The sequence below is a fragment of the Desulfohalobium retbaense DSM 5692 genome (assembly GCF_000024325.1).
GTDB lineage: Bacteria > Desulfobacterota > Desulfovibrionia > Desulfovibrionales > Desulfohalobiaceae > Desulfohalobium > Desulfohalobium retbaense.
In genome coordinates, this window is record NC_013223.1 from 2,357,434 (window position 1) to 2,374,379 (window position 16,946).

At 55.6% G+C, this 16,946-nt stretch carries 13 protein-coding genes and 5 tRNA genes; all 18 read right to left on the bottom strand.

Translation table 11 applies throughout. The features are described from left to right. Nucleotides 1-18: 18 nt before the first annotated feature. The 18 genes from rpoC to prfA all read right to left on the bottom strand — a co-directional run bounded on the left by rpoC (nucleotide 19) and on the right by prfA (nucleotide 16,944). Entirely contained in the window at nucleotides 19-4,176 is a 4,158-nt protein-coding gene (gene rpoC / locus DRET_RS10330; RefSeq protein ID WP_015752497.1) for a DNA-directed RNA polymerase subunit beta', read from the bottom strand. A 63-nt stretch (nucleotides 4,177-4,239) separates the two neighbouring features. Continuing rightward, nucleotides 4,240-8,331, bottom strand: coding sequence for a DNA-directed RNA polymerase subunit beta (gene rpoB / locus DRET_RS10335; protein ID WP_015752498.1), 4,092 nt, complete (start codon nucleotides 8,329-8,331; stop codon nucleotides 4,240-4,242). Between the two features lie 234 nt (nucleotides 8,332-8,565). Continuing rightward, entirely contained in the window at nucleotides 8,566-8,952 is a 387-nt protein-coding gene (rplL, locus tag DRET_RS10340) for a 50S ribosomal protein L7/L12 (RefSeq protein ID WP_015752499.1), read from the bottom strand. Between the two features lie 29 nt (nucleotides 8,953-8,981). Continuing rightward, a complete protein-coding gene (rplJ, locus tag DRET_RS10345) occupies nucleotides 8,982-9,500 on the bottom strand; it encodes a 50S ribosomal protein L10 (RefSeq protein WP_015752500.1) in 519 nt (172 codons plus the stop codon). Between the two features lie 146 nt (nucleotides 9,501-9,646). Next, on the bottom strand, nucleotides 9,647-10,351 hold the full coding sequence (rplA, locus tag DRET_RS10350) for a 50S ribosomal protein L1 (RefSeq protein ID WP_015752501.1): 705 nt from the start codon (nucleotides 10,349-10,351) through the stop codon (nucleotides 9,647-9,649). 17 nt (nucleotides 10,352-10,368) lie between these two features. After that, nucleotides 10,369-10,794, bottom strand: coding sequence for a 50S ribosomal protein L11 (gene rplK, locus DRET_RS10355; protein ID WP_015752502.1), 426 nt, complete (start codon nucleotides 10,792-10,794; stop codon nucleotides 10,369-10,371). Between the two features lie 66 nt (nucleotides 10,795-10,860). After that, on the bottom strand, nucleotides 10,861-11,400 hold the full coding sequence (gene nusG / locus DRET_RS10360) for a transcription termination/antitermination protein NusG (protein WP_015752503.1): 540 nt from the start codon (nucleotides 11,398-11,400) through the stop codon (nucleotides 10,861-10,863). 14 nt (nucleotides 11,401-11,414) lie between these two features. After that, the gene (gene secE / locus DRET_RS10365) at nucleotides 11,415-11,663 is read right to left on the bottom strand and encodes a preprotein translocase subunit SecE (protein ID WP_015752504.1); all 249 of its coding nucleotides are present in this window, start codon (nucleotides 11,661-11,663) and stop codon (nucleotides 11,415-11,417) included. An 11-nt stretch (nucleotides 11,664-11,674) separates the two neighbouring features. Beyond that, a tRNA-Trp gene (locus DRET_RS10370) sits at nucleotides 11,675-11,751 on the bottom strand. 19 nt (nucleotides 11,752-11,770) lie between these two features. Next, nucleotides 11,771-11,920 carry a 50S ribosomal protein L33 gene (rpmG, locus tag DRET_RS10375; protein ID WP_015752505.1) on the bottom strand — a complete coding sequence of 50 codons (150 nt, stop codon included), beginning with the start codon at nucleotides 11,918-11,920 and terminating at the stop codon, nucleotides 11,771-11,773. A 3-nt stretch (nucleotides 11,921-11,923) separates the two neighbouring features. Continuing rightward, nucleotides 11,924-13,120, bottom strand: coding sequence for an elongation factor Tu (gene tuf, locus DRET_RS10380; protein ID WP_015752493.1), 1,197 nt, complete (start codon nucleotides 13,118-13,120; stop codon nucleotides 11,924-11,926). 76 nt (nucleotides 13,121-13,196) lie between these two features. Further along, nucleotides 13,197-13,272, bottom strand: a tRNA-Thr gene (locus DRET_RS10385). 17 nt (nucleotides 13,273-13,289) lie between these two features. Next, nucleotides 13,290-13,366, bottom strand: a tRNA-Gly gene (locus DRET_RS10390). Nucleotides 13,367-13,416: 50 nt separating this feature from the next. Beyond that, nucleotides 13,417-13,502, bottom strand: a tRNA-Tyr gene (locus DRET_RS10395). A gap of 15 nt (nucleotides 13,503-13,517) precedes the next feature. Further along, nucleotides 13,518-13,593: transfer RNA gene (locus DRET_RS10400), tRNA-Thr, on the bottom strand. A 330-nt stretch (nucleotides 13,594-13,923) separates the two neighbouring features. Next, complete coding sequence (lpxC, locus tag DRET_RS10405; protein WP_015752506.1) at nucleotides 13,924-14,844, bottom strand: UDP-3-O-acyl-N-acetylglucosamine deacetylase; 921 nt, start codon at nucleotides 14,842-14,844, stop codon at nucleotides 13,924-13,926. Between the two features lie 118 nt (nucleotides 14,845-14,962). Then, nucleotides 14,963-15,865 carry a peptide chain release factor N(5)-glutamine methyltransferase gene (gene prmC, locus DRET_RS10410; RefSeq protein WP_015752507.1) on the bottom strand — a complete coding sequence of 301 codons (903 nt, stop codon included), beginning with the start codon at nucleotides 15,863-15,865 and terminating at the stop codon, nucleotides 14,963-14,965. Between the two features lie 8 nt (nucleotides 15,866-15,873). After that, complete coding sequence (gene prfA, locus DRET_RS10415; protein WP_015752508.1) at nucleotides 15,874-16,944, bottom strand: peptide chain release factor 1; 1,071 nt, start codon at nucleotides 16,942-16,944, stop codon at nucleotides 15,874-15,876. Nucleotides 16,945-16,946: the final 2 nt, after the last annotated feature.

Consider the following 16,946-nt stretch of genomic DNA (forward strand, 5'->3'; position numbering starts at 1 on the left):
ACCGGTTCCTGACGCTGGCTACCCAACACCGTTATATCGTTGTTCATCTTCCAAATCTTCCAAAAACCTTTCCGACCGTTCCGGCTGATTGGGAACCTTGATTCCTGCTTGCAAGTAGGGGCGGAACCCAGTGCCGGCGGGTACAATCCGGCCGACGATAACATTTTCCTTGAGTCCTTGCAGAAAATCCTTTTTGCCCTGCAACGCCGCCTCGGTCAGGACCTTGGTTGTCTCCTGGAAGGAGGCTGCAGAGACGAAGGATTCCGTGGTCAGGGAGGCCTGGGTGATCCCCAGAACCAGCGGTTCGGCCACTGCCGGCTGCCCGCCGCGCTTGAGGACTTTCTGATTTTCCTCCATAAAGCGCGTCTTTTCGACCTGTTCGCCAACCAACAGGCTGCTGTCGCCCGGGTCGGTGATGTTCACCTTCTTGAGCATCTGACGGACAATGATCTCAATGTGCTTGTCATTGATGTGCACGCCCTGGAAGCGGTACACATCCTGGACTTCCTCGACCAGATAGTTGGCCAGGTACTTCTCACCCTTGACCCGGAGCAGATCGTGCAATTCGTGATTGCCCTCGGTCAACAACTCGCCGGCCTCGACGAAATCGCCTTCCTGAACCGTGATGTGCTTGCCCTTGGGGATGAGGTATTCCCGCGGGTCCCCGGTATCCGGAGTGACGATAATTTTCCGCTTGCCCCTGGAATCCGGGCCAAAACTGACCACACCGTCGATCTCGGTAACCACACCCATTTCCTTGGGCTTGCGGACCTCAAAGAGTTCGGCAACTCGGGGCAGACCGCCGACGATATCCTTGGTTTTCGACGTTTCCCGTGGCTTTCTGGCGATGACGTCCCCGGCCTGAACCTGCTGACCGTCCTCGACCATCAAAATGGCTCCGACCGGCAATTGGAAGGTCGCGGCCAGCGAACTCTCGGGGCGTGTTTTGACCTCCCCTTTCTCGTCGCAAATGGAGATCGAGGGACGGAAGTTTGTCGACCGGTATTCGATAATCGTTTTCGTCGTCCGTTGTGTCGCCTCGTCAACCTTGGTCTGATAGGTCTTGCCTTCTTCAATATCGGCAAAGGAAACCACACCGTCGACGTCGGTCACAAAGGGTTCGTTAAACGGGTCCCATTCAGCCAGAAGCGTCCCCTTGGAGACCTCATCACCGGGCTGGATATAGAGCCTGGCCCCTGGAGGCAGGACATACTTCTCCCGCTCCAGACCCTGCTCGTCCACCACGCCGATCTGACCGCTTTTGCCGAGGACCATGTGCATACCATCGGAATTGGAGACCGTGCGCACACGATTGAGGACAATGCGCCCTTTGTGCTGGGCGGTGATCGAGGACTGTTCGATCTCCTTGGAGGCGGTGCCACCGATGTGGAAGGTCCGCATGGTCAACTGGGTACCCGGCTCCCCAATGGACTGGGCAGCAATGATCCCCACGGATTCGCCGACGTTCACCAGATGGCCGCGGGCCAGATCGCGTCCGTAGCACTTGGCGCAGACGCCCTTCTCGGAATTGCAGGTCAGCACCGACCGGATCATGACCGAGTTGATGCCCGCATCATCAATACGCCGGGCGTACTCTTCGTCAATGATGGAGTCGGCTGGGACAACAACCTCTCCGGTTTCCGGGTTGGTGACGTCAAACAGGGTCATCCGTCCCAGAATCCGCTCGCTCAGGCGGGTCTGCATCTCGCCACCGCGCATGAGGTGCGAGATCTCGATCCCGTCGACGGTCCCGCAGTCGAGTTCACCGACGATAACGTCCTGGACGACATCGACCAAACGCCGGGTCAGATACCCGGAGTTAGCGGTCTTCAGCGCCGTATCCGCCAGCCCCTTCCGCGCGCCGTGGGTCGAGGTAAAGTATTCCAGCACCGTCAGTCCTTCACGGAACGAGGACGTAATCGGCGTCTCAATAATTTCGCCCGAGGGCCTGGCCATCAAGCCGCGCATACCTGCGAGCTGGCGCATCTGGTCCACATTCCCCCGGGACCCGGAGTTGCTCATCATAAAGATGGGGTTAAGGCTGGGATTTTCTTCCACCCGCTCCCCGTGCGCGTCGCTGATCCGATCCACAGAGATATCCCGCATCATTTCCGAAGAAACATCGTTAGTGGCCTTGGTCCAGACGTCGACCACCTTGTTGTATTTCTCGGTGCGGGTAATAATGCCGTCGCGGTACTGGGATTCAATGGAATCCACTTCGGCTCGGGCTTTTTCCAGGAGCGGTTTTTTCTGCTCCGGGATGAGCAGATCTTTGACACCGATGGTCACACCGGCTTGGGTGGCGTATTCATAGCCCATGTCCTTCAAGCGGTCGCAAAGCAGAACCGTGGCCTTGGTTCCGGCCAGACGATAGGCTTCGCCGACCAGGCGGCCAATGGCCTTCTTGTTCAAAATCGAGTTGACCAACGAAAACGGCACCTTCTCCGGCAGGATTCCTTTAAGAAGAATCCGCCCCGGCGTGGTGTCGATCAACTCGCCATCGATGCGCACCTTGATCCGGGCGTGCAGGGTGATGGCCTGTGCATCCAGGGCCATGATCACCTCTTCGGCGTCGGCGAAAATCTTGCCCTCACCACGCTCAAATGAGCGGGCCAGGCTCAGATAATACAAGCCCAAGACGATGTCCTGACTGGGAACAATGATCGGCGCTCCGTTAGCCGGAGACAGGATATTGTTTGTGGACATCATCAGCACCCGGCTCTCGATCTGGGCCTGGACCGACAGCGGGACGTGGACCGCCATCTGGTCGCCGTCAAAGTCGGCGTTGTAGGCGGCGCAGACCAAGGGGTGCAACTGAATGGCTTTGCCTTCGACCAGCAGGGGTTCAAATCCTTGGAACCCGAGCCGGTGCAAGGTTGGCGCCCGGTTGAGCAAAATGGGGTATTCCTTGACCACATCTTCCAGGATGTCCCAGACAACAACATCCTCGCGCTCAACCATCTTCTTGGCACTTTTGATGGTGCTGGCGTGCCCCAAAGACTCCAGTTTGGAATAGATAAAAGGCTTGAACAGCTCCAAGGCCATCTTCTTCGGCAAACCGCATTGGTGCAGCTTGAGCTTCGGTCCGACCACAATCACCGAGCGCCCGGAATAGTCGACACGCTTGCCGAGCAGATTCTGGCGAAAACGGCCCTGTTTGCCTTTGATCATGTCGCTCAAGGATTTCAGGGGCCGGCCGTTGGTCCCGGTGATGGCCCGGCCGCGGCGACCGTTGTCCAGCAAAGCGTCCACAGCCTCCTGGAGCATCCGTTTTTCATTGCGGATAATAATGTCCGGGGCCCCAAGCTCCAGAAGCCTTTTCAACCGGTTATTACGGTTGATGACCCGGCGGTAGAGATCATTGAGATCAGAAGTGGCAAAACGGCCGCCATCAAGCGGGACCAAAGGACGCAGCTCTGGCGGAATGATCGGCACGACTTCAAGAATCATCCAGGCCGGATGATTGCCGGATTCAATAAAGGCTTCGACCACCTTCAGCCGCTTGGCCAATTTTTTGCGCTTGGTCTGCGAGCGAGTGGCCAGCGACTCTTCTTTCAGGGTGTGGCGCAAGGATTCGAGTTCAATCTCCTCGAGCAGCTCCTTGGCCGCCTCGGCGCCCATGCCGACCCGCAAAGCGTCTTCACCGTAATGTTCAACGATTTGCAGATACTGGTCCTCGGAGAGGGTCTGCTGTTTTTTCAAATTCGTCTGTCCCGGGTCCAGGACAATATAGGAATCGAAGTACAGAACCTTTTCCAACTCGGCCATGGTCATGTCCAAGAGCGTAGCGATCTTGGATGGCATGCTTTTCAGGAACCAGATATGCGCCACCGGAGCAGCCAATTCGATATGGCCCATCCGGTCCCGCCGGACCTTGGAGGGGATGACCTCGACACCGCACTTCTCGCAGACGATGCCGCGGTGTTTCATCCGTTTATATTTCCCGCAATTACATTCGTAATCCTTCACCGGACCGAAAATTTTGGCGCAGAACAGGCCGTCGCGCTCCGGCTTGAAGGTGCGGTAATTGATGGTTTCCGGTTTCTTGACTTCGCCATACGACCATTCCCGGATCTTCTCCGGGGAGGCCAGTGATATTTGAATACCTTTGAGTTCTTCGCTCTGGCTTTGGGAACTCCCGGCGCCACGCATAGTAAAGAGATCATCAAGGGTCATTGTCGATATCCTCACAGACTGTTGGAGAGTTGTCTGATAGCGGTTGTACGTCAGGGCTTGCGCTTACTGCCGTTTCGCACCCTCGTCGTGCAAAAGGGTTACGTCCAGGCCAAGGGCCTTGAGTTCTTTGACCAGGACATTAAACGACTCCGGCATGCCCGATTCAAGGAAGTTATCACCCTTGACTATCTTTTCGTACATCTTCACCCGGCCCTGGACGTCGTCCGATTTGACCGTGAGGAATTCCTGGAGCAAATGGGCCGCCCCATAGGCCTCCAGCGCCCAGACCTCCATTTCACCCAGGCGTTGCCCACCAAATTGGGCCTTGCCGCCCAGAGGCTGCTGGGTCACCAACGAATAGGGGCCGGTAGAGCGGGCGTGGATCTTTTCGTCGACTAGGTGGTGGAGTTTGAGCATATACATATACCCCACCGTGACCCGGCTATAGAACGGATCACCGGTGCGCCCGTCATATAATACGGCCTTGCCGTCACTGGGGAGTCCGGCCCGTTCCAGCCACTCCCAGATCTCTTCTTCCTGGGCGCCGTCAAAAACAGGGGTTTTGGTCGCAATCCCCTTGTCGAGACGTTTGACAGACTCCACCAATTCCTCGTCGTCCAGGGTATCCACCAGCGTGGTCACAGAGTCGGAATGGAAAACCTCTTTGACCTCCTGGCGCAGGGCCTGGATGTCGGCCTTGTCCTCCACCATCTTGGCAAGCTGCTGGCCCAGTTCCTTGGCCGCCCAGCCGAGGTGGGTCTCCATGATCTGGCCGATATTCATCCGCGAGGGCACACCGAGGGGGTTGAGCACAATGTCCATCGGGGTCCCGTCATTGAAAAAGGGCATGTCCTCTTCAGGCAGGATGCAGGAGACAACCCCCTTATTCCCGTGGCGGCCGGCCATCTTATCGCCCACATTGAGCTTGCGCTTGATGGCGATATGGACCTTGACCATCTTGATGACTCCAGGGGGCAGATCATCGCCCTCGGTCACCTTCTCGCGTTTCTGGTCGTAGATGGATTTGATAAACTGGATATTGCGGTCGTATTCATCGAGCAATTCCTCGAGGGCCTCGTTTGTCTCCTTGTGAACAAAAACGCCCCGCAGCTTCTTGATGGGCAGACGGGCCAGGTCCTCTTCAGAAAGCGTCTTGTTGGCCTCGACCAGGACTTCGCCTTTTTTCTGGCCCATAATGCTCTGGTCGACACGGTGGCCCTGGATGATCTCCCAGACCTTGTGCCGCACATTCTGGGACAGCCCTTCGATATGCTGCTGCTCGTTGCGATCAAGAACGGCCAGTTCCTGATCTTCAATCTCCTTGGTCCGCTCGTCCTTTTCCCCGGAACGGCGATTAAAGACTTTGACATCAATAACCGTGCCTTCGATTCCGGGCGGGACCTTGAGCGATGTATTTTTCACATCCCGGGCCTTGTCGCCAAAAATAGCTCGCAACAACCGCTCTTCAGGGGTCAGCTGCGTCTCTCCCTTGGGCGTGATCTTGCCGACCAGGATATCGTCCGGACGGACCTTGGCCCCGATACGGATCATGCCGCTCTCGTCGAGATTGCGGAGCATATCTTCACCGACATTGGGGATGTCCCGGGTAATTTCTTCGGGTCCGAGTTTGGTGTCTCTGGCGACGACATCGAATTCCTCGATATGCATCGAAGTATAGACATCTTCCTTGACGCACCGCTCGGAAATGAGGATGGAGTCCTCAAAGTTGTATCCGCACCAGGGCATGAAAGCCACAAGCAGGTTTTTGCCCAAGGCGAGTTCCCCGTGCTCGATGGACGGCCCATCGGCCAGGACACTGCCCTTTTCCACCAGTTCCCCGGTATGGACCACGGGCCGCTGCCCGAAGCTGCTGCTCTGGTTGGATTTATGGAATTTCTGCATCGTATAGCAGGCCACGCCGCCGCTCTGGGGCGCCGTCCCGTCCTCGTAGCGCACGACAACCCGGTCCGCGTCGGCATAGGTCACCTGTCCACGGCCCTCGGCCAGAATACACGCCCCGGAGTTGCGGGCCACAACACCTTCCAGTCCGGTTCCCACCAAGGGCAATTCGGTCCTCAGTAGCGGGGTCGCTTGGCGCTGCATATTCGAGCCCATGAGCGCCCGGTTGGCGTCGTCGTGCTCAAGAAAGGGAATCAGGGCCGAGGAGACGGACACGATCTGGTTCGGGGAGATGTCCATCAACGTGACCTCGTCACGATCGACAACAGCAAACTCCCCTTCAACACGGGCAGCGACCTGGTCCTTTACAAACCGGCCCTGGTCATCCATCGGAGCGTTGGCCTGGGCAATGATCTCCCCTTCTTCGGCATCGGCGTCCAGGTATTTGACCTCGGAAGTCACCTGGCCTTTGTCGACCACACGGTATGGGGTCTCGATAAAGCCATACGGATTAACGCGACCATAGGTGGTCAGGGAGACGATCAGACCGATGTTCGGCCCTTCAGGGGTCTCAATAGGGCAAATACGCCCATAGTGACTCGGATGGACGTCGCGAACTTCAAAACCGGCCCGCTCACGGCTCAAGCCCCCGGGACCCAGCGCGGAGAGCCGCCGTTTGTGGGTGACCTCGGAAAGGGGATTGGTTTGATCCATGAACTGCGAGAGCTGGGAGGTCCCGAAGAACTCCTTGATCACCGCGGTCACCGGCTTAGGGTTGATCAAGTCATGGGGCATAAGCGTCGCGACTTCACGAAGGCTCATGCGCTCCTTGATCGCCCGCTCCATGCGGACCAGACCGATGCGGTACTGATTCTCGACCAATTCACCAACTGGCCGCACCCGACGCTTACCAAGGTGATCGATGTCATCCGGCTGGCCGTGGGCATCCTTCAAAGCAGTCAGGTGCTTGATCGTCCGCAGGATGTCTTCATTGCTCAGGGTCTGATGATCCAACGGCAGGTCGATTCCCAAGCGTGCGTTGAGCTTATACCGACCGACCGGAGAAAGGTCGTAATATTCTTTGTTACGAAAAAGATTATCGAAAAAGGTCTTGGCCACTTCGCTCGTCGGCGGCGAGCTGGGCCGTAACCGTTTGTAGATTTCGATCTGGGCGCTTTCTTCATCCTCGGTTTTGTCGAGTTCGAGGGTGTCGCGAATGGACGTCGAGACCTCCAGACCACTGGTAAACAGGGTCGGTACGGCAGTCTCCGCTGTCTCTCCCAAAAGGTCGATGGTCTCCGGCGCTATCTGATCCCCGGGCTCAGCCAAGACTTCGCCGGTCTCCGGATGGATCAACTCGGACGCAGCGAATTGCTGGGCCAACTCCATAGGATCAACTTCAATGCGCTCGATGCCGGCCTTGACGATCCGCCTCCACATGGGCTTGCTGATCGCTTTGCCAGCGGCGACGAGAACCTTGCCCTCGGCATCAGTGATATCGACGTAAGCGTTGCTGCGGCGATAGTAGTCTTTCTGAACCTCGCGAAAGACCCGGTTCCCGATCACATAATAGTGCTCAACATCATAAAAATAATTCAGAATCTCTTCACGACTCAATCCCATGGCCTTGAGCAAAATGGTCGCCGGCATCTTGCGGCGCCGGTCGATCCGGACGTGAAGGATGTCCTTGTGGTCAAAATCAAAGTCAATCCAGGATCCCCGCATGGGAATGATCCGGGAACTGTAGAGCACCTTCCGGCTGGAGTGGGATTTGCCGTAGTCATGTTCAAAAATCAGTCCGGGAGAGCGCTGCAGCTGATTGACGATGACCCGTTCGGTTCCATTAATGACGAAGGTTCCCTTTTCAGTCATCAATGGAATTGTGCCGAAATAAATATCTTGTTCTTTAATATCTCGAATGGTGCGATGAGAGCTTTCTTCATCGACATCATATACGACAAGGCGGACCTTTATACGAACAGTCGCTTCATAGGTCAGCCCCTTCGAAATGCATTCTTTTATATCATATTTTGGTTCACCAAGTTCGTAGTTGACAAACTCCAGTGTCGCTGTCTTATTGAAATCTTCGATGGGAAAAACAGAGCGGAAAACGCCCTCCAACCCTTTATCTGCACGGCTGGCCGCAGGGACGTCCGCTTGCAGGAAGTCCAGATACGAATCGCATTGCAGGCTTAAAAGATGCGGTATTTCAAGTGCTTGGGGAATTTTACCAAAATATTTTACCAGCTGGTTCATTGCATCCCCTCAAAAATATGTTTATTGTTAGGTAGCCAGGTAGGGAATACGCGGAGCAGCAATTGTATTGTGCACAATGCACGTCCAACGCAAGAGGAGAGAAGACGAGACAGTGAAGCCTCTGAAAATACGTGCTACGGTCCAGGATAAATATGAAACGAAAACAGCTGGAGGGCGCAATTCTCCAGTGGAGAATGCGCTCTCCAGCCCATAATAGCATTATGGCAAGGCGAACTACTTGAGTTCGACTTTCGCGCCGGCTTCTTCAAGCTGCTTCTTGGCTTCGTCGGCAGTCTCTTTGTCAACCTGCTCTTTCATCGCGGACGGAAGTTCGTCGACCTTGGCCTTGGCTTCTTTCAAGCCCAGGCCAGTGATGGCCCGCACAGCCTTGATGACAGCGATCTTATTGCCGCCAACTTCCTGCAGAATTACATCAAATTCAGTCTGTTCTTCTTCAGCGGCAGCTTCGCCTCCACCAGCGGCGGCAGGAGCAGCAGCGGCCACAGGGGCGGCAGCGGAAACACCGAATTTATCTTCCAGTTCCTTGATGAACTCAGCGAGTTCCAGAACGGTCATATTTGAAATAAATTCGACAACCTGATCTTTGGTTATCTCGGACATGTCATCCTCCTTTTTCAATTTCGCTTTGGCTACCCTTGTTTCTGCTCTTCAATGGCCTTCAGTGCGTACATCAGATTACGCAGTAAATTGGCAAACAGGCCCACAAATTGCGTTGGCACAGCATTGAAGGTCCCCAGCAATTTGCCGAGCAATTCCTCGTGGCTCGGCAATTCTGAGAGGTCCTTGATCTGGTCGGCATCAAGGTATTTGCCCTCAAGGCTTCCAAACCGCAACGCAAACTTTTTGTGCTTCTTTGCAAAGTTGGCGAGTTCTTTGGCCGCGACGACCGGGTCGTCGTACCCGAACGCGACAGCACATGTGTCACGCAACTCATCCTTCAGCAACGCATGCTGACTGTCTTCAAGGGCTATGCGCGCCAGCGTGTTCTTAACGACTTGATAGTCCACGTTGTTCTGACGCAAGGTGGAGCGCAGTTCATTGATCTCCTCCACCTTCAACCCCCTGAAGTCAGTGACGAGGGCGATACTTGCCTTCTGCGCCTTGTCGTGCAGGTCTTGAATGACTTGCGCTTTTTCTGCCCTGTTCACTTGCCTATCTCCTCTTCGCTTTTCTAGAAGGGAGCCAAAGCGAATCTCGGCAGGCCTCTTTAAGGGGACCCCACCTGCTGTCTTTGACTCGACTTCCTATCGGGGTTGGTTCGAGCGGCCTTCAGTATCTGAAGGCCTGTGGTATATTACTCGACCATGCGACGGACCGAGGCGGTTTCGATTTTCACCCCCGGCCCCATCGTCGTTGAAACTGCGAGTTTGCGCAGATAGGTCCCCTTGGCGGCGCTGGGTTTCAAGCGCACCAGGGTCTGCAACAGACTCACAAGATTGTCTTGGATCTTTTCCGGGCCAAAGGAGACCTTGCCCAGCGGAGCGTGGATCACCCCGTTTTTATCGACACGGAATTCGACTTTGCCGGCCTTGAGCTCTTTGATAGCGGTCGCGATATCAAAGGTCACTGTGCCGGTCTTGGCGTTGGGCATCAATCCACGGGGCCCCAGGACGCGCCCGATTTTCCCCACATGGGCCATCATGTCCGGTGTGGCGACGGCTTTGTCAAATTCGAGCCACCCGTCCTGGATCTTCTGCACGAGCTCTTCAGCCCCGGCTGCATCCGCTCCAGCATTTTTGGCCTCTTCCTCTTTCTCACCTTTACAAAAAGCAATGACCCGAACGTCTTTGCCGATGCCGTGGGGCAGGCTCACCGCACCGCGGACCATCTGATCCGGATGGCGGGGATTGACACCAAGGCACACAGCTGCATCGACGGTTTCGTCAAATTTGGCATACGCAGCCTGCAGCGCATTGGCGACCCCTTCTTCCAAAGAATAGCGGCTCTGCGTATCCAGATTTTCAGTTGCTTTTTTATATGCTTTACCGTGCTTGGGCATGCTCACTCCCTCTCCAACTAATTTTCAACCTCGATACCCATGCTCTTCGCGGTACCTGTCACGGAACGCGTAGCCGCGTCCAGATCGCTGGCCGTCAGGTCGGGCATCTTGGTCTGAGCGATCTCCCTCACCTGCTCCATGGTCACCTTGCCCGCCTTTTGCTTGTTGGGCTCACCGGAACCTTTATCCAGCTTGGCGGCCTTGAGCAGCAGGACAGAGGCAGGAGGGGTCTTGGTGATGAAGGTGAAGGTCCGGTCCTGATAGACCGTAATCTCCACAGGGGTCACCATACCCTTTTGTTCCTGGGTCTTGGCGTTGAAGGCCTTACAGAATTCCATTATATTGACGCCGTGCTGCCCCAGGGCGGGGCCGACAGGCGGAGATGGATTCGCGGATCCAGCAGGAATCTGCAGTTTGATTTTTGCCAGTACTTTCTTGGCCATAATTCCTACCTCGTAATTATCTTACAGCGAGATCTTGAGCATGCCGTCATCAGACACGATGCGATGCTACCCTTTGGAGACCTGGACAAAATCGAGTTCAACAGGTGTCTGCCGCCCGAAAATGGAAACCGAAACCCTGAGCTTGCCCTTATCGTAATTGACCTCTTCTACTTCCCCATTAAAGCCGGAAAAAGGCCCATCAATCACGCGAACTTCATCGCCACGTTCGAAATGGAATTTCGGGCGCGGCTGCTCTTTGCGGCTCTCGATGGTCTGCAGAATTTGGTCCGCTTCCTTTTGCGTCAAGGGCTTCGGCCGCTTCTGTCCTCCGACAAACCCTGTCACTTTCGGGATCGACTGGATCAGGTGCCAGGTCTTGTCGTTGAGGATCATCTTGACCAGGACATAGCCGGGATAAAACTTGCGGGTCGACGTTTTCTTCTGACCTTTGACCATCTCCACTACTTTTTCAGTAGGGACGATCACTTCCTCTATGAGCCCTTCGCCCTGTCCACTTCGGATCATTTCAGCAATGGTTTTCTCCACGCGTTGCTCATAACCTGAGAAGGCATGGACGATATACCAACGGGCGCTTTCTTCTGTCATAGAATTCCCACAACTCACGAAAGTACGGCTTCAATGATTTTGGCCAGGGTGACGTCAACCAACCCAAGGAAAAGGGCGAGGACAGCAACAAAGAGCAAAACAGTTCCGCTCATTTGCAAGGTTTCTTTGCGAGTCGGCCAGGTGACCTTTTTCAGCTCGACCTGGGACTCTTCAAAGAACTCCTTGAACTGCGCAATTTTGCCTTGCAGCCCTTGGTCCTGTTTCTTGGCTTGCTCAAGATTTTTCTTTTTTTTCTTGGCCATAATAATAAATATGGCAGGCCAGGAGGGATTCGAACCCCCAACCCCCGGATTTGGAGTCCGGCGCTCTAGCCGTTCGAGCTACTGGCCTGCACGAGTTTGTAGAGGGCTTACTTGGTTTCCTTGTGCAAGGTATGCTTGCGATCGAATGGGCAGTACTTTTTCAAGGACATTTTCCCAGTCGTATTCTTTTTGTTCTTCATTGTCGCGTAGTTTTTACGCTTACACTCGGAACAAGCAAGCTGGATCTTGATGCGCATGACCTACTCCACAATTTCGGATACAACGCCGGCGCCCACTGTACGGCCGCCTTCGCGGATGGCGAAGCGCAGTCCCAGTTCCATGGCGATCGGCACGATCAATTCGACATCAAACGTCGCGTTATCGCCGGGCATGACCATCTCAACGCCTTCGGCCAGGGTCACCACACCGGTCACGTCCGTGGTCCGGAAATAGAACTGCGGACGGTACCCGGAGAAAAACGGGGTGTGGCGGCCGCCTTCTTCCTTATTCAATACGTAGACTTCGGCCTTGAAACGGCGGTGCGGCGTGATCGATTTCGGACGTGCCAGAACCTGGCCGCGCTCAACATCTTCGCGCTTCACACCACGCAGCAACGCCCCAATATTGTCCCCGGCTTCGCCCTGGTCCAACATCTTGCGGAACATTTCCACGCCGGTGACGACCGTCTTGGTCGTATCCTTCATGCCCACCATCTCGACTTCTTCGCCGACCTTGATCACACCACGTTCCACACGGCCGGTGACAACCGTTCCGCGGCCGGAGATCGAGAACACGTCCTCGATGGGCATCAAAAACGGCTTTTCGATGTCGCGCTCGGGCTCGGCAACGTACTCATCCACAGCGTCGAGCAGATCGAAAATCGGCTTGGCATCTTCGCTGTTCGGATCGTCGCTTTCCAGAGCTTTCAAGGCGCTACCGGAGATGACCGGAATATCGTCGCCGGGATAGTCGTAGCTCGAAAGCAGCTCACGCACTTCCAGTTCAACGAGTTCCAACAGCTCTTCGTCGTCAACCAGGTCGACCTTGTTCAAAAACACCACCAGGCTCGGGACACCGACCTGACGCGCCAGCAGGATGTGCTCACGAGTCTGCGGCATCGGGCCGTCAGTAGCGGCGACAACCAGGATCGCGCCGTCCATCTGGGCCGCACCAGTGATCATGTTCTTGATGTAGTCGGCGTGACCCGGGCAGTCCACGTGGGCGTAGTGCCGGGGTCCAGTCTCGTACTCCACGTGCGCCGTGGCGATGGTGATGCCGCGTTCCTTCTCTTCAGGCGCCTTGTCGATCTGATCGAAAGGCACATAGTCGGACACGCCGCCCTTCAAATGGATCTGGCGGGTGATCGCCGCCGTCAATGTCGTCTTGCCGTGGTCAATGTGGCCGATCGTGCCGATATTAACGTGCGGCTTCGAACGCTCAAATTTCGCCTTGCCCATACGTTACCCCCTTGGAACTCGTCTCGGACTTGGAGTTATATGGTAAAAATGAAAATGCGACTACTTAAGATGGGAATGGAGCCCACGACCGGACTTGAACCGGTGACCTCATCCTTACCAAGGATGTGCTCCACCTGCTGAGCTACGTGGGCCTTTACGGGCGGGCCGTTGGAGCGGGAAACGGGACTCGAACCCGCAACCCTCAGCTTGGAAGGCTGATGCTCTAGCCAATTGAGCTATTCCCGCAATATCTTAAGTAGTCACTGACGACGTGAGTCGTCTCCTACTATGCAATCTGGTGGAGGAGGAAGGATTTGAACCTTCGAAGGCTTACGCCGGCAGATTTACAGTCTGCTCCCTTTGGCCACTCGGGCACTCCTCCAGGTGAGGGGAAATCTGGAGCTGGCGATGGGACTCGAACCCGCAACCTGCTGATTACAAGTCAGCTGCTCTGCCAATTGAGCTACGCCAGCAACGAGGGAGGGGTTATATAAAGAGTTTGCCGCGAACGCAACCCCTTTATCCCAAAAAATATAAATTTTTATTTAAAGCCCTGAAAAAGCTGTTCATATTCACAAAGCCTGATTGGCGAATTGGGCTTGAAAACAGCTCTGACTTCTTTTTCCCGGGATAGCCGCCTCAGAGCAGCTCTGCTGTCCTGCCAGTAAATGCCCTCGAAAACAAGCCAGCAATCTCAGGTTCTGCGGTCCAGAGGCGGGCATAAAAAAAAACCGGAGCGCTCCGTTGGCGCCCCGGTTTGCCACCCTCTGGGCCCGCAGGTCCCGAAAAACATGGATGAGTTTCTACATATCGGCGGGGACTTCCTGACCCAGCCACTCCCTCCCTGGGAGTCGCTGTTCGGTCTGGGGCTTGGCTTCCCAGCGCTCCAGACACTGAGCACGGTTCTCGTAAATATGGCGCAAAAAGGCGTTATTCAAAGCGTGTCCGGAACAATGTACGGTGAATTTGCCCCACAATTGGCCGTCGAGAAGCGCCATGTCACCGACGAAATCCAGAATCTTGTGGCGAACGAACTCGTCAACGAACCGAAGCCCCTCCGGATTTACAACCCCATACTCGTCCAAGACAATGGCGTTGTCCAGCGACCCGCCCAGGGCCAAGTTGTGCTTTTGCAACTTCTCGACCTCATGCAAGAACCCGAAGGTCCGGGCCCGGGCCACGGAACGCTCAAAATCCTCTGGGGCAAGATGAAAACGCCGGGTTTGGACCCCGACAAGCGGATGATCAAAATCAATGGTGTAGTCGACACAAAATCCGGGAAAGGGCTCGCCCACAATCCACCGGCCGTCCTCTTCCACACTGACGCGGCGTTTGACGGCCCAGATTTTCTGTGGCTTGCGTTGCTGGCGCAGCCCAGCGTCACGCAAGAGCATGACGAAGGAAGCGGCACTGCCATCCATAATGGGAACTTCCCCCCCGTCGACCTCAACCAGGATATTATCTATGCCCATGGCCCGAATTGCGGCCATGAGGTGCTCGACTGTAGCGACCCGGACATCACCCTGTCCCAAGGTGGTGGCCAGCCCTGTCCCTTGGACAGCGTCAGGATGGAGATTCAAAAAACGTGCTCCATCTCCGGTATTGACAGCAAACACGACGCCCGTGTCTTCGGCGGCAGGATTGAGCCGCAGAGAAACCCGTCGCCCACTGTGCAAGCCAATGCCGGTACAGCTGACTGCCTTTTCGATTGTATGTTGTTGCATAATCCACCTCCACTCGCGGATAAGCAAAAATCATTCCACGCTGTGGAGACTGTTTTTTCTATTGGATTTCAAAATGTTACCGCTCAAGAATTCAAAAGATGTCCCTTTGACACAACAACTATGTTGTTCTTTGACACTTTGAGCGGTGGGCAACAACGACCCGGTCGTGTCCCGCGAGATCCTTGAGTACTGCCGTTCGTTCCCATGCCGGACCATGGAATTGCCCCTGAACCCACTGCTCCTGCTGCCACCCCATTTCGACACAGACCATCCCGCCCGGCTTGAGCGCCCTTTGGGCCTGCTCCACAAGTCGTTGGAGGAAAAGGCAGCCTGTATCTCCCCCTTCAAGCGCGAGGCGGGGCTCGTGCAAGCGGACGTCCGGCATGGTTTCCTCCACTTCCCGGGGGGCCAGATAGGGCGGGTTGGCCACCACGAGGTCCAGCTGGTTCCGGGCGGTTGGATGGAGCAGGTCTCCCTGCACTGCGAGAAGACGCTGCTTCAGGCCGTGCAACTGAACATTCGAGCGGGCTATGGCGAGGGCCTCATCGCTTATATCGATGAGCACCCCTTGGCTTCGGGGAAAATACGTGGCTAGAACCACCCCGAGGATCCCGCTGCCAGTACAGGTGTCGGCGAATCTGAAAATCGATTCAGGAGTGAACCACTCTCGGACGGCATCGATGATCGTCTCCGTTTCCGGGCGAGGGATGAGTACCCCGGGACGAACATGAAAATCCAGACCGTAAAATTCTTTACACCCCACGATATAGGCCACGGGCTCAAACTTGGACCGGCGCTCAAGCCGAATGGCAATGCGTCGCAGTTCCTCTGCCTGGATCCAGCGGTCGTGTTGCAGATACAACTCAAGCCGGGACACGCTCAGGGCATCAGCGACGAGAATTTCAGCGTCAAGACGGGCCGAGTCGATCCCTGCTTGGCGCAATATCCCTGTCGCGGCCCGAAGGACGGCGCTAAGGGGGCCCGGCTGGCATAATATTTCGGAAAAGATGGAGTCGTTCAAAGGCGGGATTATTCTTCGGCCTGCGCGCGAAGGGCTTCAGCCTGGTCATGCTGGACCAAGGGTTCGATGACCTCGTCCATATTGCCGGCCAGCACATTTTCCAGGCTGTAGAGGGTCAAATTGATGCGATGGTCTGTAATCCGCCCTTGGGGAAAATTGTAGGTCCGGATGCGTTCAGACCGATCACCACTGCCGACCTGGGATCGCCTGCTAGCGTCGAGTTCCTTTTTGGCCTCTTCCTGTTTGGCCTTCAGAATCCGTGACCGAAGGACCTTCATGGCCTTGGCCTTATTCTTGTGCTGGGATTTCTCATCCTGGCAGGAGACGACCACACCAGAAGGGATATGGGTGATGCGCACCGCAGAATCAGTGGTGTTCACACTTTGCCCGCCGGGGCCTGAGGCTCGAAAGTAATCAATTCGCAATTCTGAAGGATCGATCTCCACATCGACTTCCTCAGCTTCCGGCAAAATGGCCACTGTTACCGCCGAGGTATGGATCCGCCCCTGAGACTCGGTACTCGGGACACGCTGGACACGGTGAACACCGGACTCATATTTCAATCGACTGTACACCGAGGCCCCAGAAATCGATGCGATGACTTCCTTCATCCCCCCGGATCCAGTCGGATGGGAATTCATGAGTTCAACTTTCCAGTGCATGGTTTCCGCGTACCGAGTATACATGCGGAGCAGATCAGCAACAAACAGCGCCGCCTCTTCACCGCCGGTTCCAGCCCGGATTTCCAGAATGATATTCTTGTCATCCATGGGGTCCTTTGGCAGCAAGAGCTTTTGCAACCGGGCGTGGAGTTCCTCCTGACGGGTTTCCAAAGCGCTCAGCTCCTCTTTGGCGAGCTCGCGCAACTCCTGATCCCCGTCGGACAGGACGTCCTGATTTTCCTCAATACCGGTGAGCACTTCCTTGTACTCCCGATAAACGGAAATAATCTCCCCGAGGTCGGCGTGGGCCTTGGCCAGCTCCGCATAGCGTTGCTGATCCTGCAGGACATCGCTCGAACTCAGTTCCTGTTCGATTTCGGCGTAACGCTCTTCAATGCTATCCAACTTGGCAAACATTG

What these genes read in the sequence shown, in the direction of transcription:
- rplL (WP_015752499.1), bottom strand. Translation starts at nt 8,952, where the DNA reads ATGTCCGAGATAACCAAAGATCAGGTTGTCGAATTTATTTCAAATATG.
- tuf (WP_015752493.1), bottom strand. Translation starts at nt 13,120, where the DNA reads ATGGGCAAGGCGAAATTTGAGCGTTCGAAGCCGCACGTTAATATCGGC.
- lpxC (WP_015752506.1), bottom strand. Translation starts at nt 14,844, where the DNA reads ATGCAACAACATACAATCGAAAAGGCAGTCAGCTGTACCGGCATTGGC.
- rpoC (WP_015752497.1), bottom strand. Translation starts at nt 4,176, where the DNA reads ATGACCCTTGATGATCTCTTTACTATGCGTGGCGCCGGGAGTTCCCAA.
- rplA (WP_015752501.1), bottom strand. Translation starts at nt 10,351, where the DNA reads ATGCCCAAGCACGGTAAAGCATATAAAAAAGCAACTGAAAATCTGGAT.
- rplK (WP_015752502.1), bottom strand. Translation starts at nt 10,794, where the DNA reads ATGGCCAAGAAAGTACTGGCAAAAATCAAACTGCAGATTCCTGCTGGA.
- rpmG (WP_015752505.1), bottom strand. Translation starts at nt 11,920, where the DNA reads ATGCGCATCAAGATCCAGCTTGCTTGTTCCGAGTGTAAGCGTAAAAAC.
- prfA (WP_015752508.1), bottom strand. Translation starts at nt 16,944, where the DNA reads ATGTTTGCCAAGTTGGATAGCATTGAAGAGCGTTACGCCGAAATCGAA.
- nusG (WP_015752503.1), bottom strand. Translation starts at nt 11,400, where the DNA reads ATGACAGAAGAAAGCGCCCGTTGGTATATCGTCCATGCCTTCTCAGGT.
- rpoB (WP_015752498.1), bottom strand. Translation starts at nt 8,331, where the DNA reads ATGAACCAGCTGGTAAAATATTTTGGTAAAATTCCCCAAGCACTTGAA.
- secE (WP_015752504.1), bottom strand. Translation starts at nt 11,663, where the DNA reads ATGGCCAAGAAAAAAAAGAAAAATCTTGAGCAAGCCAAGAAACAGGAC.